19 protein-coding genes are annotated in these 21,689 nt (G+C 41.1%); 14 read left to right on the forward strand and 5 right to left on the reverse strand.

Features of this window, described 5'->3' with window-relative positions:
• Window positions 1-94 precede the first annotated feature (94 nt).
• The 4 genes from Bovatus_RS05985 to Bovatus_RS06000 are packed head-to-tail and all read left to right on the forward strand — an operon-like array spanning window position 95 to window position 3,193.
• Entirely contained in the window at window positions 95-460 is a 366-nt protein-coding gene (locus Bovatus_RS05985) for a response regulator (protein WP_004300114.1), read from the forward strand.
• 17 nt (window positions 461-477) lie between these two features.
• Entirely contained in the window at window positions 478-1,635 is a 1,158-nt protein-coding gene (locus tag Bovatus_RS05990; RefSeq protein WP_004300115.1) for a sugar transferase, read from the forward strand.
• Between the two features lie 11 nt (window positions 1,636-1,646).
• Window positions 1,647-2,594: a glycosyltransferase family 2 protein gene (locus tag Bovatus_RS05995; protein WP_004300116.1), complete on the forward strand. Its 948-nt coding sequence runs from the start codon at window positions 1,647-1,649 to the stop codon at window positions 2,592-2,594.
• A complete protein-coding gene (locus Bovatus_RS06000; protein WP_004300117.1) occupies window positions 2,546-3,193 on the forward strand; it encodes an acyltransferase in 648 nt (215 codons plus the stop codon). The genes Bovatus_RS05995 and Bovatus_RS06000 overlap by 49 nt, the downstream gene beginning before the upstream one ends.
• A gap of 543 nt (window positions 3,194-3,736) precedes the next feature.
• On the opposite strand, the gene Bovatus_RS06005 is transcribed toward Bovatus_RS06000, so the two are convergent.
• Complete coding sequence (locus Bovatus_RS06005) at window positions 3,737-4,348, reverse strand: helix-turn-helix transcriptional regulator (RefSeq protein WP_004300118.1); 612 nt, start codon at window positions 4,346-4,348, stop codon at window positions 3,737-3,739.
• Window positions 4,338-5,042, reverse strand: a complete 705-nt coding sequence (locus Bovatus_RS06010) for a hemerythrin domain-containing protein (protein ID WP_004311871.1) — start codon at window positions 5,040-5,042, stop codon at window positions 4,338-4,340. Before Bovatus_RS06010 ends, Bovatus_RS06005 begins: the two co-directional genes overlap by 11 nt.
• A gap of 208 nt (window positions 5,043-5,250) precedes the next feature.
• On the opposite strand from Bovatus_RS06010, the gene Bovatus_RS06015 reads away from it, so the two are divergent.
• From Bovatus_RS06015 to Bovatus_RS06060, 10 genes are all read left to right on the forward strand, one after another.
• Window positions 5,251-6,426: a phosphoribosylaminoimidazolecarboxamide formyltransferase gene (locus Bovatus_RS06015; RefSeq protein ID WP_004300121.1), complete on the forward strand. Its 1,176-nt coding sequence runs from the start codon at window positions 5,251-5,253 to the stop codon at window positions 6,424-6,426.
• Window positions 6,427-6,561: 135 nt separating this feature from the next.
• Window positions 6,562-7,068, forward strand: coding sequence for a flavodoxin FldA (gene fldA, locus Bovatus_RS06020; protein ID WP_004311873.1), 507 nt, complete (start codon window positions 6,562-6,564; stop codon window positions 7,066-7,068).
• A 33-nt stretch (window positions 7,069-7,101) separates the two neighbouring features.
• On the forward strand, window positions 7,102-7,464 hold the full coding sequence (locus Bovatus_RS06025) for a DUF2023 family protein (protein WP_004300123.1): 363 nt from the start codon (window positions 7,102-7,104) through the stop codon (window positions 7,462-7,464).
• 390 nt (window positions 7,465-7,854) lie between these two features.
• A complete protein-coding gene (locus Bovatus_RS06030) occupies window positions 7,855-9,195 on the forward strand; it encodes a hypothetical protein (RefSeq protein WP_004300124.1) in 1,341 nt (446 codons plus the stop codon).
• A 26-nt stretch (window positions 9,196-9,221) separates the two neighbouring features.
• A complete protein-coding gene (locus tag Bovatus_RS06035) occupies window positions 9,222-10,376 on the forward strand; it encodes an imelysin family protein (RefSeq protein WP_004300125.1) in 1,155 nt (384 codons plus the stop codon).
• Between the two features lie 110 nt (window positions 10,377-10,486).
• Window positions 10,487-11,917 carry a di-heme oxidoredictase family protein gene (locus tag Bovatus_RS06040; RefSeq protein WP_004300126.1) on the forward strand — a complete coding sequence of 477 codons (1,431 nt, stop codon included), beginning with the start codon at window positions 10,487-10,489 and terminating at the stop codon, window positions 11,915-11,917.
• 27 nt (window positions 11,918-11,944) lie between these two features.
• Window positions 11,945-13,159, forward strand: coding sequence for a porin (locus Bovatus_RS06045; RefSeq protein ID WP_004300127.1), 1,215 nt, complete (start codon window positions 11,945-11,947; stop codon window positions 13,157-13,159).
• 23 nt (window positions 13,160-13,182) lie between these two features.
• A complete protein-coding gene (locus Bovatus_RS06050) occupies window positions 13,183-13,896 on the forward strand; it encodes a hypothetical protein (protein WP_004300128.1) in 714 nt (237 codons plus the stop codon).
• A 21-nt stretch (window positions 13,897-13,917) separates the two neighbouring features.
• Window positions 13,918-15,072: a Rid family hydrolase gene (locus Bovatus_RS06055; RefSeq protein ID WP_004300129.1), complete on the forward strand. Its 1,155-nt coding sequence runs from the start codon at window positions 13,918-13,920 to the stop codon at window positions 15,070-15,072.
• Window positions 15,073-15,092: 20 nt separating this feature from the next.
• The gene (locus tag Bovatus_RS06060) at window positions 15,093-17,192 is read left to right on the forward strand and encodes a cytochrome c biogenesis protein CcsA (protein ID WP_004317851.1); all 2,100 of its coding nucleotides are present in this window, start codon (window positions 15,093-15,095) and stop codon (window positions 17,190-17,192) included.
• Between the two features lie 317 nt (window positions 17,193-17,509).
• On the opposite strand, the gene Bovatus_RS06065 is transcribed toward Bovatus_RS06060, so the two are convergent.
• From Bovatus_RS06065 to Bovatus_RS06075, 3 genes are read right to left on the reverse strand one after another with little or no spacing between them, the layout of a single operon-like run.
• Window positions 17,510-18,118, reverse strand: coding sequence for a TetR/AcrR family transcriptional regulator (locus tag Bovatus_RS06065; protein WP_004300131.1), 609 nt, complete (start codon window positions 18,116-18,118; stop codon window positions 17,510-17,512).
• Between the two features lie 17 nt (window positions 18,119-18,135).
• On the reverse strand, window positions 18,136-19,872 hold the full coding sequence (locus Bovatus_RS06070) for an ABC transporter ATP-binding protein (RefSeq protein ID WP_004300132.1): 1,737 nt from the start codon (window positions 19,870-19,872) through the stop codon (window positions 18,136-18,138).
• The gene (locus Bovatus_RS06075) at window positions 19,865-21,637 is read right to left on the reverse strand and encodes an ABC transporter ATP-binding protein (RefSeq protein ID WP_004300133.1); all 1,773 of its coding nucleotides are present in this window, start codon (window positions 21,635-21,637) and stop codon (window positions 19,865-19,867) included. The genes Bovatus_RS06070 and Bovatus_RS06075 overlap by 8 nt, the downstream gene beginning before the upstream one ends.
• Window positions 21,638-21,689 lie beyond the last annotated feature (52 nt).

Genomic DNA, 21,689 nt, shown 5'->3' on the forward strand with positions numbered 1-21,689 from the left:
ATATCTATATTTGCAGTGTATCACAAATATTATGTGACAACAATCTTAATCTATAAATCAAATAACAAAGCAAGCGATAGAAAGGTCTATTCGTATGAAGAAAAAAATATTACTAGTCGATGATAAATCGACAATCGGAAAAGTGGCCGGTGTGTATCTAGGAAAAGAGTATGATTTTACCTATTTGGAAGATCCCATCAAAGCAATAGAATGGCTTAATGAAGGCAATGTACCTGACCTCATTATTTCAGACATTCGTATGCCTCTCATGATGGGGGATGAATTCTTAAGATACATGAAGAACAATGAATTATTCAAGTCAATTCCTATCGTTATGTTATCCAGTGAGGAAAGTACAACGGAAAGAATCAGACTATTGGAAGAGGGAGCAGAAGACTATATCCTGAAACCATTCAACCCTTTGGAACTCAAAATCCGAATCAAAAAGATTATTGACTAATACCGGGTCTTCTACACATGCAATATTTTGTTTATATAGGCAGAGATAGCAAAACAATAGAACTACTCTCCCGACTAAGTATTGGGGTATTCTATGCTGCACCCAATTGTAGCAAAGCTGTCAAAGTATTGGAGAAAATACGCGAAAAATATGACGCAGCTCTATTTTTCGAACAAGTGAACATATCCAAAGATATTGCAGATATCCAATACATGCGTAAAAAGTATCCGGGGCTTTATATGGTACTCGTTATCGACTCCTTATCTAAGGAAGAAGCATCCGAATACCTTAAAGCCGGTATCAACAATACGATAAAATATGAAACAAGCCAGGAGGCTTTAAAAGATTTATCAACTTTCCTTAAACGAAGAAAAGATCAGAAAATAAAGGCACTTCAACTTAAAGCACAAAATATAAATGCTTTCCGCCTGCCTTTATGGAAAAGAACTTTTGATATATTCTTTTCGGGAATGGCGATATTATGTCTTTCTCCTCTCTTAATATTTACTGCACTAGCTATCCGGATAGAAAGTAAGGGTCCTATTATCTACAAATCCAAGCGCGTAGGGAGTAATTATCAGATATTCGACTTCCTTAAATTCCGTTCGATGTATACTGATGCAGACAAGCATTTAAAGGATTTCAATGCCCTTAACCAATATCAGCAGGAAGATGAGGATATTTGGGGAGAAGAACCGGAAGCGGAAGTGAATGAAGAAATCGATGAAGAAGAAATCCTCTTGATATCTGACGATTTCGTAATCTCCGAAGAAGACTACATTAACAAGAAGTCCAAGGAAAAAAGCAATGCTTTCGTTAAGCTGGAAAATGACCCTCGAATAACTAAGATTGGACGTATTATACGTAAATATAGTATTGACGAGTTACCCCAGCTTATTAATATTTTAAAAGGGGATATGTCAATAGTAGGCAACCGCCCTCTCCCACTCTATGAAGCCGAGTTGCTGACAAGCGATGAACACATCGACCGTTTCATGGGTCCGGCCGGATTGACCGGTTTATGGCAGGTAGAGAAAAGAGGCGAAGCCGGTAAACTTTCTGCTGAAGAACGCAAGCAATTGGATATCACCTATGCAAAGACATTCTCTTTCTGGTTGGATATAAAGATTATTCTGAAAACAGTTACTGCATTCATTCAAAAAGAGAACGTATAATCTCCTTCCAGATGATAGACTCTTATATCTACATAATAGATGATCTGGTATTCTTCTGTACAGGGCTTTTGCTCCTATACCTCTTTGTGATGGCCATAGCCTCACATTTCAAACATATCACCTACCCGAAGGCTCAAAAGGAATATGGTTGCGCCATTCTCGTTCCGGAGGGAAGTATTCTTCCGGATATGTATAAAGAAGAAGCGTACGAGTTTATCACATACAGCGATCTACATCAGACAATCAACAGTTTAGACCAGGAACGATACGACCTGGTTCTCTTCCTGTCCAATACAGCATGCGCTTTATCTCCGCAATTCCTGAATAAAATATATAATGCCTATGATGCCGGTGTACAAGCCATCCAACTACATACGATAGTAGAAAACCGCAAAGGCATCCGTAATCGCTTCCGGGCTATACGTGAGGAAATAAAAAACAGCCTCTGTAGAGCCGGCAATACACAATTCGGACTGTCATCCAATTTATTGGGAACTAATATGGCAATCGACCTAAAATGGCTGCAAAAGAACATGAAAAGTTCTAAGACTAATATCGAACGAAAATTATTCCGACAGAATATATACATTGACTACTTGCCGGATGTGATTGTTTATTGCCAGTCCGCACCCGCCTGTCCTTACCGTAAACGTATCCGGAAAACAACTTCCTACTTACTCCCTTCCATATTTGAAGGAAACTGGAGTTTCTGCAACCGGATCGTACAACAATTAACGCCTTCTCCACTTAAATTATGTATCTTCGTAAGTATTTGGACTTCGTTGATTACCGTATATAATTGGACCTTATCATTCGGATGGTGGATTGCACTTTTCGGTCTATTAATCACTTATAGCCTGGCAATTCCTGATTATCTGGTAGAGGACAAAAAGAAGAAAAAACATTCAATATGGAGAAGAAAACACTTAAACAGCGAATTAAAGAAAACCCCGGCTTAAAACAGGCTGTACATCGTTTTATCATGCACCCCGTTAAAACTCGCCCTAATTGGTGGATACGGCTCTTCGATTTCATATACCTGAAACGCGGAAAGGGTTCTGTCATCTATCGGAGTGTACGCAAAGACCTCCCTCCTTTCAACCGATTCTCTTTGGGTAAATATTCTGTTGTCGAAGACTTCTCCTGTCTGAATAATGCAGTTGGCGACTTGACAATCGGAGATTATACACGCATCGGATTGAGAAACACAATCATAGGTCCGATTAATATTGGCAATCATGTCAACCTGGCACAGAATGTAACGGTCACAGGACTCAACCATAATTATCAGGATGCAGAAAAGATGATTGACGAACAAGGTGTCAGCACACTGCCTGTTGTTATCGAAGATGATGTATGGGTAGGTGCCAATTCGGTCATTCTACCGGGAGTAACTTTAGGGAAACATTGCGTAGTGGCCGCCGGAAGTGTAGTCAGTCATTCCGTCCCACCCTATTCAATATGTGCCGGATGCCCTGCAAGAATCATAAAAACATACGATTTCGAGACTAAAGAGTGGAAAAAAGTAGAGAAAACACCTGCTACTAACCATAAATAGTGAGAATAGCTACAGAATATACCTCATAAAGGTGATTGTGACACATTCTGAAACGCATTATCTTTGCAGTATCAGAATTGAATTAATTAGTCATAATTTTATTACGTAGCCACATTTAAGTAAAAAATGAAATAGAGTCCCGCCGAAGCGATTTCGTCGGGATTTTGTTTTTTATTACCTTAATCCAATCCACAGACTTAAATCCCATATAAATAAAAAACGAGCTAATTCTTTTTATAGAACCACTCGCCACTGCATCAGAAAAGCCTAAAGGCTTTTCCATAGTACCTCAAATTTCCTGAAAACTAATCTTCTTTTTACCTAAAAACGTCTTACCTATTGTTATCCTTTTACCTTCTACTAAAAACTTATCCTATTGAACTAAACTAAAAAACTTTTAATACCTTAAACTGTCTAATCTAATACCTTATTTAATATTTTCTTTTACCTTATAAACTAACAGCAATTTCTCAACTGCTTTGCAAAGGTACGAATATTTTTCGTGTACGCAAACGGTTTTATATTTTATAACACTTCCGCAGGCTATAAATCTTTCACATCGCTCAATGCAACCAGCTTATTTACAATAGCATAGATAGTCAAACCGGCAGCACTATGTATTTGCAATTTTTTGCTAATATTTCTTCGGTGTGTAATCACTGTATGAATCGACAAAAAAAGCTTTTCCGCTATTTCCTTATTTGTCATTCCCTTCACCACACAGATGACGATTTCCTTTTCCCGCTGGCTAAGCGTATCCTGATTATCCATCTCTTCTTCTTCGGAAACCACATTCAATAAACCTGCAATTTTCTTAGAAAGAGTTTCCAAATCATCGAATATCGAAATAGACTCGTCATACTTACCCAATAATGAAGCATCTACAAAAGAAGTAACCAACGCTATTAAACGTATTCTTTTACCGGATATTTCTTCTCGAAACTTAGCTACATCAAAGTAATCACCAAAAGTAGGATTGACAATCAACATCTCGGGACATTGCGTTCGGACGCAATCGTGCAAAGCTTCAACAGACAGTAATTCTATTGGTTGTACTTTTACGTTAGAAAGACGCTTCAATGCAGCAGTCAACCCACCACGAATAATTACAGAGGTCTCTGCAATAGCTATTCGAACTACTTCGTTATTTTTCATTTTCCCTAATCCTCCTTTCCAAATTCAGAATAGCAGGAACAAAAATATAGTCCTCAACCTTGCAATGAGATTCCAGTCCGGCTTCGCAAGCATATATGTCGAAAAGAGCCGCGTTCAAAAGATTTTCATTTGTTTTGGCAGGGCAATATTTAATAATGATATTTTTCAGTTCTGTCAATTTCTCCCCTACCTGATCGTGATGCTTGGAAAATGTACTGATCTGATAGTTTTTGGGAGCAACTCCTTTAATCAATGAATCGACATACTTAAATACGGTTTTCTCTTCATAATCCATGTGCTTACGCACCTCTCGTGTATATTCATCGAAAAACTTAAGGATGAGAAAAGCAACATCGTCTTGCGAACAGTCGATTGCCTCGATCAATTTACGACGAATAGCGGGAAGAGAAAAATCCAGAAAATAAATATGTGCCTGCCGCAGATAATCAATCAATGCAGGTATGGAAATATCATCTTTATCTCCATCGAGCCGGGAAAAGCCTTCAGCCATAAAGTTGACTACAATCAGAAAGGTCCGGCAGTCTACTCCATTCAGTTCACACACCTCCTTGACTGTCTTGTCACCGAACCCCAACGAAAGCCCAAAACGACTCATCACTTGCAACAAAGAATAATTATCGCTGATGAGATCAATCATCTTATCAGTTGGCTTATATTTTTGTAAATTATCCATCATACCTATTTATATTAGAGACTGCAAAGGAACGGAATATTTTGCTGAAATACAATCATCATTTATAGGTATTTTAATTCGCCGGAAATAGCCAAATACTAATTATATGCTACTATTTTGTAGCGTAACTTTAGGCAAGCTAGTCTTTTTTTAGTAATTTTGTCGCTATCAATTTGTAATTAGTAACTCGTAATTTGTAATTAATAAAATGGCAAACGAACTCGAGCTGAAATACGGCTGCAACCCTAATCAAAAGCCTGCCCGTATCTTCATAAAAGAAGGCGAACTCCCCATCGAAGTATTGAATGGACGTCCCGGTTATATCAATCTATTGGATGCATTCAACAGTTGGCAACTAGTGAAAGAACTGAAAGAAGCTACCGGACTGCCGGCTGCCGCTTCTTTTAAACATGTCAGCCCTGCAGGTGCTGCTGTTGCGGTAGAAATGAGCGACACGCTGAAGAAGATTTATTTTGTCGATGACATGAAACTATCTCCATTGGCTACAGCATACGCCCGTGCACGTGGAGCAGACCGTATGTCGTCTTACGGAGACTTTATCGCATTGTCCGACACTTGTGACGAAGAAACAGCACGCATCATCAACCGTGAAGTATCCGACGGCGTCATTGCTCCTGACTATACTCCCGAAGCACTGGAGATTCTAAAGAATAAAAGAAAAGGAACCTATAATGTAATAAAGATAGATCCTGCATACCGCCCGGCTCCTATCGAACATAAAGATGTATTCGGAGTAACTTTCGAACAAGGAAGAAACGAATTGAAGATCGATGAAAGTCTTTTGAAAGAGATGCCTACGCAGAACAAGGAAATCCCGGCTGATGCAAAACGCGACTTAATCATTGCCTTAATCACTTTAAAATATACACAATCCAATTCTGTATGTTATGCCAAAGACGGACAGGCAATCGGTATTGGCGCAGGCCAACAGTCACGTATTCACTGTACGCGCCTGGCAGGAAATAAAGCAGATATCTGGTATTTACGCCAACACCCGAAAGTGATGAACTTGCCATGGATTGAAAAAATCCGTCGTGCAGACCGTGACAATACGATTGACGTTTACATTTCGGAAGATTATGACGACGTACTGGCAGACGGTATCTGGCAACAGTTCTTCACTGAAAAGCCTGAAATACTGACACGCGAAGAAAAACGGGCATGGTTGGATACGATGACAGGCGTAGCTTTAGGATCAGATGCATTCTTCCCATTCGGAGATAATATAGAACGCGCACACAAGAGTGGCGTCAGCTATATTGCACAACCGGGCGGATCAGTACGTGACGATCATGTGATTGGAACTTGCGACAAATACAATATGGCAATGGCATTTACAGGCATCCGCTTGTTCCACCATTAAAAAGATCGACCATTTTTTATTCCATATATCCCCATTTATAATGAGAAGGAGACAAATCTTCCATTATAAATGGGGATTTCCTATTTCTTTAAGACCCTCTATCTTTGCAGCGTTACATTTAAAAACGAATCAAAGATGAATAAAATTGGTGTATTTTATGGTTCCACAACAGGAACAACAGAAGACCTTGCCCGTCGAATTGCAGAGAAATTAGATGTACCATCGGCAGATGTATTTGATGTATCCAAGCTAACAGAGGCATTAGTCAATGAATATGATGTATTGGTGCTCGGCTCTTCCACATGGGGAGCAGGCGAACTTCAAGATGACTGGTACGATGGAGTAAAAGTTTTAAAGAAGTGTGATTTATCCCACAAATCTGTAGCCCTGTTCGGTTGCGGCGACTCTGACTCGTATAGCGACACATTCTGTGACGCAATAGGTATTCTTTATGAAGATCTGAAAGATACTCACTGCAAATTCTGTGGAGCAACAGATACTGCAGGCTATACCTTCGATTCTTCCATTGCCGTCGTAGACGGTAAGTTTGTAGGTCTTCCACTTGACGAAGTCAACGAAGATAGCAAAACAGACGAACGTATCAGCGCATGGGCCGAACAAGTGAAACAAGAAATTAGCTAATTTTACCTTAACATAAAAAGAATACTTTGCATCATGGCAACTGAAAGAATCATCCCCGGCGAAATCCGAATTTTTCTTAATCATATTTATGAGTTTAAGAAAGGCGTACGCAACATGGTACTTTACACAATGAGTAAAGAGCACGAAGAATTTGCCATCCGCCGATTGAAAAATCAAAAGATCAGTTATATGATACAGGAAGTAGGTACCAATAAAATCAACCTGTTTTTTGGAAAGGCAGAATGTATGGAAGCCATGCGGCACATCATCATCCGTCCTTTAAACCAACTGACTGCTGAAGAAGATTTTATTTTAGGAGCCATGCTGGGATATGACCTTTGCCAGCAATGCAAACGATATTGCAGTAAAAAAGAAGGTATAAAGATGGCAGTTTAAGCGATAACCTTAGCATAAGTTTAGCTTTGTTTGTATGTAGTTTGTCTGAGTTGAATCGTTTCTGAAAAGGTAGTTTCCTGATGGTAGATATACTCAAGGAAACTGGTTGTAGAAGAAACGATTCGCTCAATTACAAACAAAATCGGTGACACTATGAAATAATAAAGACAACTCTACACACTAACAACAGACAAAGGTGTATATCAGTAAAAATTATCATACTGAAATACACCTTTGTCTGTTTTATTTTATCTACTACTATATTTTTTTTACTCTTTAGATTAAAATTACCTACATATACTGAATTTAAGAAACAACTATGCCTAATATTAGGTATTGCCACATTTTTTAACCTAATCTAACTTTGCAGCCGATAAAATTATTAAAAAGATGAGAAAAATAACAGCAATCGTTATTCTTAGTCTCCTACCTTCTCTTACAATTCCAGCACAGGAGACAAAAGAAATTTCCAAAAGTAGTAATTCTTCTTCTACAGAAGAATATACAAAATTCCGTTTTGGAGGATACGGTGAAATGGTCGCTAATTTTAAAGATTATGGCATCAACCGTTTCTATGGAGGAAACGATGGTAATCCAAAGAAAAACAGGAATACCATTTCAATTCCCCGTTTCGTTTTAGCTTTTGATTATAAGTTCAATTCCAAATGGATACTCGGTGCAGAGATTGAGTTCGAATCTGGTGGAACAGGTACAGCTTTCGAATTAGAAAACACCGAAAACGGTGAATACGAAACAGAAGTTGAAAAAGGAGGTGAAGTAGCTATCGAACAATTTCACATCACACGTTTAATTCACCGCTCCCTCAATGTACGTGCCGGACATATTATTGTTCCGGTAGGATTGACTAACGCACACCATGAACCGATCAATTTCTTCGGAACTTCACGCCCGGAAGGTGAAACAAGCCTTTTGCCTTCTACCTGGCATGAAAATGGTCTGGAAATCTTTGGTTCTTTCGGAAAAGGGTATGCAAGCTTCGATTACCAAGCTATGGTGGTAGCAGGCCTGAACCCTAATGGATTCGATCGTAACACATGGGTAGGTAGTGGCAAACAGGGAATCTTTGAGGAAGACAACTTCACTTCTCCCGCGTATGTATTTCGTTTAGATTATAAAGGAGTTCCCGGTTTACGTGTAGGTGCATCATTTTATTATTGTGCAGATGCAGGAGCCAACTCTGATAAAGAACAGACTTATGCAAACTATGGAAAAATTCCGATAAGAATCTTCACCGCAGATGCACAGTATCGCAATAAATATGTAACGGCACGCGGTAATATCTTATATGGAAATTTAGGAAATTCATTAGGAGTAAGTCAGGCAAATGTCAAATTATCCAATAAATCGCCTTACAGCCGTCTGGCTCCGGTAGCGAAGAATGCCGTAAGTTATGCAGCAGAAGCCGGCATTAATATCCGCTCGGTCTTCGGAGGCAATAAAAAGATTCCGGTAATCTATCCATTTGCCCGCTATGAATACTACAACCCACAAGAGAAAGGGGAAAAAGGGCAAACGATGGAAAAACGTTGCCAAGTAAGTATGTGGACAGCGGGATTAAATTGGTACGCTTTGCCAAACTTAGTGATAAAAGCAGACTATGCAACCCGCCAGATTGGTACAAATAAAGTTTTTGGCGTATCAAAGTCATACAACAGTGAAAACGAATTTTCTATTGGAATTGCCTATATAGGATGGTTTATTAAGAAATAACAAATAATCAATTATTTAATTTTTATATGATGAAAACAAAATTCTTTTATGTCGCAGCCCTAATATTGGGATTAGCATTCACAACAACTTCTTGCAGCAGTGATGATGACAACCCAACAGTAGATCCTGCCAATATTGATTACACTCCTGAAAACGCATCAAGCTGGCATAACTACATGAGAAATGTAGCAGCACTTCTAAAAACAGATGCAACCAATCTCTACAACGCATGGAATTCAAGCTATAAAGGAGGTGAAAGCTATGCTTCCCTGTTCAAGGCTCATAGTGGCTCTCCTTACGCAAGCGCCTTGAGCTGTGTGGAAGAAATCGTGGATAAATGCGCGGAAATTGCCAATGAAGTCGGTACTGCCAAAATTGGTGACCCATACAACTTGTATAAAGCCGGAAATACTGAAGAAGCATTATATGCTGTGGAATCCTGGTACAGCTGGCATTCTCGTGATGACTATACCAATAACATTTATTCCATCCGGAATGCATATTACGGTTCTTTAGACGGTAATATAAATGCTAATTCTTTATCTACTGTTATCGCCGGTGCTAATTCATCATTAGATACCAAGATAAAGAATGCTATCCAAAAAGCGGCAAAAGCCATTCAGGATATTCCGCAACCTTTCCGTAATCATATTCCCAGTAACGAAACGGTAGCAGCTATGGATGCTTGTGCAGAGCTGGAAAGTATACTGAAGAATGACTTAAAATCCTATATTGCAAATAATAGCAACAATATCAATACGGACGCAGTACTTAATCCTGTAGTAACACAATATGTAGATGCAGTAGTAGTGCCTACCTACAAAAGTTTGAAAGAAAAAAATGACGCTCTCTACAATGCAGTAATAGTCCTTGCAGACAATCCGTCAAATAGTGCTTTTGAAACAGCTTGTGATGCTTGGATCACTGCCCGTGAACCATGGGAAAAGAGCGAAGCTTTCTTATTCGGTCCGGTAGACGAAATGGGACTTGATCCTAACATGGACAGCTGGCCTTTGGATCAGAATGCTATTGTACAAATACTGAATTCTCAAAGTTGGAGTGATCTCGAATGGAGTGAAGGTGATGATGAAGCTGCTGTCGAATCGGCACAAAATGTACGCGGTTTCCACACATTGGAATTCCTTCTCTACAAAAACGGTGAACCACGTAAAGTACAATAAAGCTTTATCTTAGCTAAGATATTATTGAGAAGTAAAGGTTGGAATTCAATGATCCACCTTTACTTCTTTGGTATGTTTAAAACATATTATTGAAACAAAGTCAATAAACAATGAATCACTTTCTAAAATATTCATTCTCTTTCTTTTGCCTGTTGGCATGCTCTGCCTGTAATGATGACGGAATTGACATATTGGATATCGAGATTCCGGAGGGCTATGCTCTATCAGCCGGAACATCAACTATTTTCTTGAATTCGTCTGTTGCTTATGACACGCCTGCAGATTGGATAACAGGAGCATACGATGTACGTTTCACCCGAGGTGACAGACTATATGACGATGTACGTACAAGTAACAACGGTCATGGCGGCGGACTTGGTCCCGTTTATGCCGGTTATTCGTGCGGCAGTTGCCACCGGAATGCGGGACGTACCAAACCCTCTTTATGGACAGAGGGTGGATCGGGCAGCTATGGATTCTCTTCCATGCTAGTCTACATATCCCGTAAAAACGGAGCTTTCTTTCAAGATTATGGACGTGTGCTTCATGACCAGGCAATCTATGGAGTGCAACCGGAAGGCAAACTGTCTGTGGAATACACTTACGAGACATTTTCTTTCCCTGATGGAGAAGCCTACACACTTTGCAAACCCAATTATACTATATCTGAATGGTATGCCGAAGAAATCAAACCGGAAGATTTGTTTTGTACCGTACGTATTCCATTACGCCATGTAGGCATGGGGCAAATGATGGCACTAGATCCTGTTGAAATTGAAGCACTTGCAGCAAAAAGTAATTATCCCGAATATGGAATCAGCGGACGATGTAATTACATCACCGAACGCGGAGTAAGAAGTCTGGGATTGTCCGGCAACAAAGCTCAACATGCCGATTTAACTGTAGAATTGGGATTCTCCAGTGATATGGGCGTTACCAACAGCCGCTATCCGGAAGAAATCTGTGAAGGACAAATACAAGTAAACCAAGGTAGCATGATGGGGCTTTCTTACGACCAACTGGATGTCAGCACAGAAGAGATGGAAAACGTAGATCTCTATATGCAAAGTCTTGGTGTTCCCGCCCGGCGTAATGTAAACGATCCGCAAGTAATCAAAGGGGAACAGAACTTCTATAAAGCCAAATGTCATCTCTGTCATGTGACCACTTTACACACTAAGACACGTGGTAGTGTTTTATTAAATAATACTCAACTCCCGTGGTTAGGCGGTCAAACGATTCACCCTTATTCTGATTATCTATTACATGATATGGGTTCTGAAATTATGGGAGTCGGACTGAACGACAACTATATAAGCGGGCTGGCACGTGGAAACGAATGGCGTACTACCCCTCTTTGGGGAATCGGCTTACAAGAAAAGGTCAACGGACATACTTATTTCTTGCATGACGGACGTGCCCGCAATCTGACAGAAGCCATCATGTGGCATGGCGGAGAAGGAGAAGCATCAAAGAACTTATTTAAGAATATGAGTAAGGAAGACCGGGATGCGCTGATTGCATTTTTAAATTCACTTTAAACTAAAAGTAGTATATATAAAGTAATTATGAAGAGATTTATAATCATTGCCATGCTGACTGCCATAATGCCTTTGGCCGCTATGGCACAACATGAAGAAGATACAGAAAATGGTGTAGTATCATTAGCTGGAAGAGAAGGATTCACTATCGAAACCAAGAAAGGAGATTTTGTATTCAAACCCTATTTGCTCGTACAGACCAGTGCAAACCTCAATTGGTACGACGATGAAGGACTGGATAAAGCATACAATCAAGATAACATAGCCAACTCCGGATTTTCAGTTCCTTACGCCGTACTCGGATTCACCGGAAAGGCTTTCGATAAAGTATCTTTCAACCTTTCCATAAATGCGGCAGCCAGTGGAGGCGCATTACTTCAACAAGCCTGGTTTGATGTTCAACTGAAAAAGCAGTTTGCCATCCGGGTCGGTAAATTCAAAACTCCGTTTTCACATGCCTACCTGACAACACTGGGAGAAACATTGTTACCTAGTTTGCCAGTATCACTGACTGCTCCCGTTATCCTCCCCTATTCTTTGAATGCGGTAACACCCAATATTGGCACCGGATTCGATTTAGGTGTAGAGATTCACGGTTTGGTAGCTGATAAATTCGGGTATGAAATCGGTTTATTCAACGGTACGGGTGCAGCGGTAAATACAGCAACAAAAACATTTAGTGATGACTGGCACATTCCGTCTTTACTGTACGCCGGACGTTTCACCTATATGCCTAAAGGAGTGATGCCCGCTACACAGGGAAATCCGAACAGGCTGAATGAAGACAAAATCATGTTTGGTATTTCTACCTCTATCAATGTAGAAAGTGAAAATGAAAGTACCAATGATTATCGTGCCGGATTGGAGTTTGCAATGCTAAAGAACAAACTTTACCTGGGTGCTGAAGTCTATTATATGAATGTTGGCTTCACAAAAAGACAAAAGATTTCCGAGTCATATAATTACCTGGGCGGCTATGTACAAGGTGGTTACTTCGTTGCCCCCCGTCTGCAAGCAGCTGCACGCTATGATTTCTTCAACCGTAACGGAATGGACACCAATGGTTTTCTAAATATGCCAGCCGTGGGTATGAACTATTTTTTCAAGAACTGTAATCTGAAGTTACAAGCGATGTACCAGTATATTGCCCGTAAAGGTCATGATACCCAACTTGATCGGGATAACGACGATTTAGGTTTGGCAGTACATTCGGCCAGTATTCTACTCCAGTATACATTCTAAATAGCACAAGAAAGGATTTGTTTATGAAAAAATATATTCTTTTCGGAGGTTATCTACTGTTATTGGCATACATCACATCATGCGATGACGGACGTATTTACGAAAAGACAGAGACCCTATCAGAAGAAGGACGCACGCTGAAGATGAGCGGTAAGATCAATGGTATCAGTAAATGGCCCGATGGTTATAGTGTTGTAGTGGCAGGCTTCAATGATGAGAGCGAGTATGCCGTTGTCACCAAAACAATTCCGGCGGTCGAAGATGATGAGATCCAGGTTACGATGACAGGAGTCAGTGATAAAGTAACCACTATTGAATTGTGCGTTATTAATAAATTGAGAAAACGAGTTATCAGTTTTCAGTCAATGGACGACCTTACAGCAGTTGACGACACCATCCTTATGGATGTGGGAACTGTAAATGTAGGTATGTACCATGGCATTCAAGAAAAAGTATTTAATACGACATGCGCACACTGTCATGGCGGAAGTAGTTCGGCAGCAGCCAACCTGTATCTGACAGAAGGCAAAAGTTACGAGGCACTGGTCAACCGCCCGTCGAAGAAAGTAGATGGCATGTTACTCGTCAAGCCGGGCAGTGCGCAAGAAAGCGTATTGCACACATTATTGAATACCACTATTAGTTCAACCTGGGGATACGATCACTCAAAAGAAATAGTATCATCTCCGATTTTGACCCTTATTGACGACTGGATCAATAACGGTGCGCAAGAATAAATAGTTATTTACCCAACTGATATGAACAACAAAAAACAACAGAATATTCAGTCTGAAAAGACGCTAACAGAGATTTTTAAATATAATGCAGGAGGAGAAGCTTCAGAGTATCATATTATCATTCATTCTACTAAACCGGAAGATACATACGAAGAACAGCTGAATGCAGTATTAAACACCTACGATTATTTACTTACCCAAGAATTGAAAGGAGCAGTTGCCATCCTCAAACGTTATTTCCTTAGTGACGCTGCCAATCAGGCAGATACACTACTGGCATTGACAACCGAAGGTTCGGACTGCGCACTTTCCATTGTGGAACAGCCCCCGCTGGACGGAACAAAAATAGCCTTATGGGTTTACCTGTTGACAGATGTACAGACACAAGTCTTACATAACGGGCTTTTTGAGGTGAAACACAGTGCCTATCGCCACTTCTGGGGCGGTAGTGCATTCAATCGTGCCGCCAATTCGGAATACCAGACCCGTCTATTATTGAACGACTATGTGATGCAACTCATGGAACAAGGTTGTAAACTGGCAGACAATTGTATCCGTACATGGTTTTTCGTGCAAAATGTAGATGTGAATTATGCCGGAGTAGTGAAAGCACGTAATGAAGTTTTCGTCACCCAAAACCTGACAGAAAAAACACATTATATTTCCAGCACAGGCATCGACGGCCGGCATGCCGACCCGAAAGTACTGGTACAAATGGATACTTACGCCGTAGCAGGACTGCAACCGGAACAGATTCATTTCCTCTATGCTCCTACCCATCTGAACCCAACTTATGAATATGGAGTAAGCTTTGAACGTGGCACGTATGTAGATTATGGCGACCGCCGACAGGTATTTATTTCAGGAACGGCAAGTATCAACAACAAAGGCGAAGTGGTATATCCCGGCAACATCCGCAAACAGACAGAACGAATGTGGGAGAATGTGGAAACCCTGTTGAAAGAAGCGGACTGCACGTTTGAAGATTTGGGACAAATGATTGTATATCTGCGTGACATAGCCGACTATGCAGTTGTTAAAGCAATGTATGACAAACGTTTCCCACATACTCCTAAAGTATTTGTTCATGCTCCGGTATGCCGTCCCGGATGGTTGATTGAGATGGAATGTATGGGAGTGAAAGAATGTAAGAATAAGGAATACGCTCCATTTTAATATCATAAAAGATTATACAGTTGAAAAGGTTACTTATTATCTTATATATCTGTCTGGTGGGACTACTCGCTGTGACTACTTTCGTAGAACAAGCGTATGGGACAGATTTTGTAGAAAGAAATATATATCATACATGCTGGTTTTGTTGTTTGTGGGGAACAATTGCCACCATTGCACTTGTTGCTCTCATCCGACGCGCTTTATGGCGACGGTTCCCCATATTGTTGTTTCATGGCTCCCTCCTCGTTATCTTGGTGGGGGCCATGATTACGTTTATCGGAAGCAAAAAAGGATACGTACACTTGCTTCCGGGGGCAACAATAGACAGTTTCCAGGAATCGGAAAGCGGCAGAAAAGCTGATCTGCCATTCACAATACAACTAGATAGTTTCCGTATAGCATACTATCCCGGAACAGAAGCACCGGCAGACTACATCAGCTATATCACCTACTCTCTTCCCGGACAGAAAAATGTTCTATTACACGAACAGATTTCAATGAATCGTATATTTACATCACAAGGTTTCCGTTTCTATCAGTCATCTTTCGATGATGACGGAAAAGGGAGCTGGCTGACTGTCAATTATGATCCATGGGGAACAGGAGTGACTTATGCAGGATATATCCTGCTCGGTCTCTCCATGATTTGGCTACTATTTTCCCGCAGTAGTGATTTCCGACGCCTGCTAAACCACCCGCTACTTAAAAAAGGAGGTGTATTTATACTGTTTATTTTCTGCCTTGCAGGTAACATGCAAGCACAAAAAAAACTCCTTCCTGCATTGAAACAAACACAAGCGGACAGTTTAGCACAGGAACAGGTTATTTATCACGACCGGGTAGTACCTTTCAACACATTAGCCCGTGATTTCATTCAGAAACTGACAGGAGAAGCTTCATATAAAGGATTGACACCTGAACAAGTGATAGGTGGCTGGTTACTTTATCCGGAAGTGTGGAGAAATGAGCCATTGATATACATCAAAAATACAGAATTACAGCATTTATTAAACTTACAAACACCTTATGCTCGATTAACTGATTTATTTGACGGTTCTGTTTACCGTCTCCGTGAACATTGGCAACGTGAACAAGGACAACAAAACAAACTCGCCAAAGCAATCCAGGAAACAGATGAAAAAGTAGGCCTGATCCTGATGTTGGAAAAAGGAACATTCATCCATCCATTACCCACTGATGGCAGCGTGCAACCTCTCTCCGAACTGGAAGTGAAAGCAGAATTACTCTACAACCGGATTCCGTTCAGCAAGATTCTTTTTATGATAAATCTGTCATTGGGAGTGTTGTCTTTCCTGCTTCTACTTCATAACAGCCTGCAAAGAAATATCCTCTCGCCCAAAGCCAAAACGATTTCCCGCACAGCAGGAACTTTCTTTTCTGTTGCACTCTATCTTGCTTTCATATTCCATTTAGCAGGATATTGCCTGCGCTGGTACATCGGCGGTCGTATTCCACTTAGCAACGGTTACGAAACCATGCAGTTTATGGCTCTTTGTATTCTTTTGATAGCCTGTCTGCTCCATCGAAGATTTTCATTTATACTTCCATTCGGATTCCTCCTCTCCGGCTTTGCTTTGTTGGTTTCCTATCTGGGACAAATGAATCCCCAGATAACCCCATTAATGCCGGTGCTCGTCTCTCCATGGCTAAGTATTCATGTTTCATTGATTATGATGTCTTATGCCCTATTGGCATTCATCATGCTAAACGGAATACTGGCATTATGCCTCCGGAAAAAAGAATCGGAAAACAATGTCTCCGGAAACGACGCTATACAAGACAACCGGATAGAACAGTTGACGCTAGTCAGCCGCTTGCTGCTCTACCCTGCCACCTTCTTTTTAGGAGCAGGCATCTTTCTGGGAGCAGTTTGGGCAAACGTTTCCTGGGGACGATACTGGGCGTGGGACCCGAAAGAAGTATGGGCACTGATTACTTTTCTGGTATATGGAGTAGCCTTCCATTCACAAAGTCTGCGCATTTTCCGCAAGCCTCTATTCTTCCATATCTATATGATTCTTGCTTTCCTGACCGTCTTAATGACCTATTTCGGGGTAAATTATGTTCTTGGAGGGATGCATAGTTATGCAAACGCCTGAACCACCATATATAGCTAGTAATTGATAGAAGAATACCCATTTTAAGGGATTGCGGGAAAAGCGGAAAGCCCCTATCTTTGCAGTATCAGAATTAAATTAATTAGTCATAATTATATTACGTAGCCACATTAAAAATACATAGAAATCGGCCGAAGTGATTCACCCGCATTTCTTTTATTTGGTTGTTAAGTTGAAAAACCATATAATGTATTCATTTTGGAATATGAATAGATGACATATTCTAAAAGAGGCAAGGACGTCCGGCTTGTGAAAGCCGGACGTTTTTTTATATCAGTAAGAGAATAAAGTGAGAGAGCTCATGCATTCATGAGCTCTTTCCAACCAGCCGTTTCAAAAGCGATATACTCCGCTATAAACTTCTCCATCTCTTCTTTCTTCACAGGATGCAACACCAGCTCTTCGAGTAGGGCAAACAACCATACCGTATTCAGGTGAATAAAGAAGTTAGTTATTGCTATATTGATATGCGGATATTTCTGCTTCATTCCTTGAAAAAAAACAGAAATCGTACGCGTCATCAAATCTGTATATTCAGAACGGAAGTTCTCCAAAACAGAACCTTGTGCCTGAAAAAGCAGCAACCGCAAACGGTCACGATGTTCAGAGACCAATCTGATATATTCCCGTACAGACATTTTCTGATAATCCGAATCCATAAAGACGTCTATCGTCATCTGATCTGCATCGTGATTATAAATCATAGCATACAGATCATTCAATACCGGTTTCAGAATCGTACGGAATATCTCATCCTTATTGGTGAAATAATGATAGATATTACTCACCGTCACCCCTGCCCTCGAAGCTATTTCACGCATAGAGGCATCCTTGTATCCCTTTTCCAGAAACACTTCTTCGGCTGCCTTCAAGATTCCCTCTTGTATATCTCCTTTCAAAAATTGCATAGTATCGTTGCTATTTATCAATTCATATTTGTAACCTGTCTGTTCACCATCCGGGCAAATATACCATTTTTCTTTTTCAATTCCTCCGGTGTTCCCATTTCAGCAACACTTCCATTCTCCAATACTACAATTTTGTCGGCATTGGCAACGGTTCGCATACGGTGCGCAATAATCAGCACCGTTTTGTTACGTACCAATTCAGATATACCTGCCTGTATCTTGGTTTCATTCTCAACATCAAGCGAAGCCGTAGCCTCATCCAACAGAACAATCGGAGCATCCTTCAACAAAGCGCGGGCAATGGAAATACGCTGACGCTCACCGCCGGATAATGTTTCTCCATTCTCACCGATAATCGTCTGGTATCCCTGCGGCATTTTAGTGACAAACTCATCACATTGTGCCAAGCGGGCAACTCTCCGGACTTCCTCATCCGTAGCATCCCGTTTGCCAATACGGATATTATCCATAATGGAAGCATTGAAAAGAACTACATCCTGAAAGACAACGGAATAGTTTTTCAACAAAGTTTCAGGATCAATCCGACTGATATCCTGCCCGCCGAGGGTAATCTTTCCCGACTGGATATCCCAGAAACGTGCCGCCAACCTGGCCGCCGTACTCTTGCCACTACCTGAAGGACCAACCAAAGCCGTTTTTTCACCTTGCCGGGCAATAAAAGACAAGTTATTCAGAATTTGTTTTCCCTGCTCATAAGCAAAGTCTACCTGTCTGAATTCGATATCATAACCTTGAGGAGTGAATTCGGTAGTCCCGTTTTGTACCGGCAATGCTTCCATCTCATTCATTCTATTGATACGCACATCCAAATAGAACAAAGCGGCAATATTATTCATCACCTCACTGACCGGAGCATACACACGCGACCCGATAACCATAAATATAAGATAGGTAAACAAATCAACCGTACCCGAAGCCAAGAGATTGGCACCAACGATAATAACGCTTGCCAGTCCGAGTTTCAATACACTCTGGGAACCGTTTACCAACATGCCGAGCACCAGTTCATTACGAGTCAATACCTTTTCATAGGTATCAATGCTCGCATCCAGTTTTTCCAGATAGTCTCTCTCCTGATTGTAGGATTTTATCTCCTGAATGGTATCGAGTCCTTCCTGGATATGCTCGGTCACCATCCGCTTGTTCAGATAATTACTTTCATTGCTTTTCTGTATTTCCTTCTTCGAGAAAAGAAGGATTGCGGCAGCAAGCGGCACTACCCAGAACAAAGCAATCGTCAACTGCCAGTTATAAAATGCCATGCCGACGGTAATAAGCAGAATACTGATAATGGAAGCAAACAACTGGGGAACCGCATGCGAGAAAGTATGCTCGAGATCAGTGCAGTCATCCATAATCGTGGCGGTGAGGTCGGAAAGATTCTTTTCGCCAAAGAAAGCCAGAGGCAACTTGCGAAGTTTTTCCGCCAATGAGATACGCCGGTTTGCACTCTCATCATAAACGGTGGTATAGGTACTACGATATTGCAATACCGCAAATATATACATGACTATCATAAAGACAATACCGAGTATGCTATAATAGAGAATACCATGCGTCACCGAAGCCGAAGGCTGAAACACAGGACGAAGATATTCCTCAAGAAAAAGAAAAACAAATACCGCCGGCAACATCAATACAATATCGAGCAGTGTAGTGAAAAACACACCTTTACAGAAATCTTTCGCTCCTTTAGTTGAAAGGGCAAAACGTCTTTTTATTACTTCAATCATTAGAAACCTCCTTTCCTATTGTCCAGCGAACAGATTGCTGGTATTCATTCCACATATGATAATAGATGCCTTGTTTTCCAAGCAGGTTGGCATGTGTACCTTGTTCCGCAATCTTCCCCTTGTCAATGACGAGGATATTGTCGGCATCAGTGATGCTTGAAAGACGATGAGCAATCATCAATACGGTTTTTCCTTTTGTCAGTTCTTTCAAGGCTTGCTGGATGAGATGCTCATTTTCGGGGTCGGCAAAAGCAGTCGCCTCATCCAGTACAATGATGGGAGCATTTTTCAGGATTGCACGTGCCAGTACGATCCGTTGCTGTTCCCCGCCGGAGAGATATGTTCCCTCCGTACCAATCTTCGTATTCAGTCCGAGCGGAAGTTTATTGATAATTTCCCGGCATTGTGCCATATCTACTGCCCGTTCCACTTCCTCCATTGTCGCGTCGGGATTACCATATTTGATATTTTCGAGCAGAGAAGTCTTGAACAGCTTTGTATTCTGGAACACGAAAGAAATATATTTCATCAGTTCTTCGGGAGCGATTTCTCTTACATTGATGCCACCTATTAAAACTTTCCCTTCCGTTGCCTCCCAGAAACGGGGAACTAGACGGGCAATCGTTGTTTTCCCTCCGCCCGAAGCTCCGACAAGAGCTACTGTGTTTCCTTGCGGAATAGTGAAACTAACATCATCCACCGCCTTTTGATTAGCTCCCGGATAGCTGAAGGAAACTTTTTCGAACTGAATACTGAATTCCTTTACCGGTTGTGGATGCTCTACAACAGTCAGGTGCTCATAAGCAACCAGATTCTCAAGACGTCCGATAGCTTCACTCGCCTGCCCCAAAGCCTGATTGAGATACATACTCTTCATGATACTTTGGGAGAATACAGGAGTAATGAGAACAAACAGGAAGAAATTAAGTAATACCGATGCATAATTACCTGAATAACCAATCAGCAAAATAGCCAACGGAGCAAGGAAAAACACAAAACCATTGATTATTACGGTATAGAGCGACATCGGCTTCTCCCACATTCGTGTATAGCCGAATACCATTTTATTATAATTCATGATACAGCGGTGAAAGTTTTTGAAAGAGTAAATAGTCTGCTGGAAAACCTTCACTACGGGAATTCCTCTCACATACTCTACAGCTTCGGTATTCATTTCCTCCAGAGAGGTCATGTAGCTTTTCATAAACTGCCGTCCCTCCGCATTCATCATAAAACCCATAACCAGCATGGCAATAATTACAGGGACGATACATGCCAGACCGAGTATCCAATCGAACACAAAAATCAGTATGGCAGCTACCAACGGCACTAGAAAAGTAGCCGCAAGGTCGGGCAACTGATGTGCCAGAAAACTATGGGTAACCCCTGCATTGTCATCTATAATCTTGCGAATACGTCCGCTCGTATTAATGTCAAAGAAGCCGAGAGGCATACGCACTATCTGGCGCATGGCTTCTTTACGCAAATTCGATTCAACCCGAAAAGCTGCAAGATGCGAAGACATCAATGCGGCAAAATAAAGGACGATGCTCGCCACGGCCATGCCTGCCGCCCACCAGGCATACGTCACCACATTACCGGAAGAGGTTATCTCTCCGTGTTCAAGCAGTTCTCTCACAATCAGCCAAATAAGGATATAAGGCAACATGCCCGCCAGGGCACTTAGGGCAGACAGCAGCATTGCCGCAGGCAAAAGCACTTTCCGTTTACCCATGTAGTTCTGAAGTTTTTTCAATGTACTCATAACGTACGTTCAATCTATATTAAGTTCGACAATCATTTAACTTATCGCTTGT

The organism is Bacteroides ovatus, assembly GCF_001314995.1.
Lineage (GTDB): Bacteria > Bacteroidota > Bacteroidia > Bacteroidales > Bacteroidaceae > Bacteroides > Bacteroides ovatus.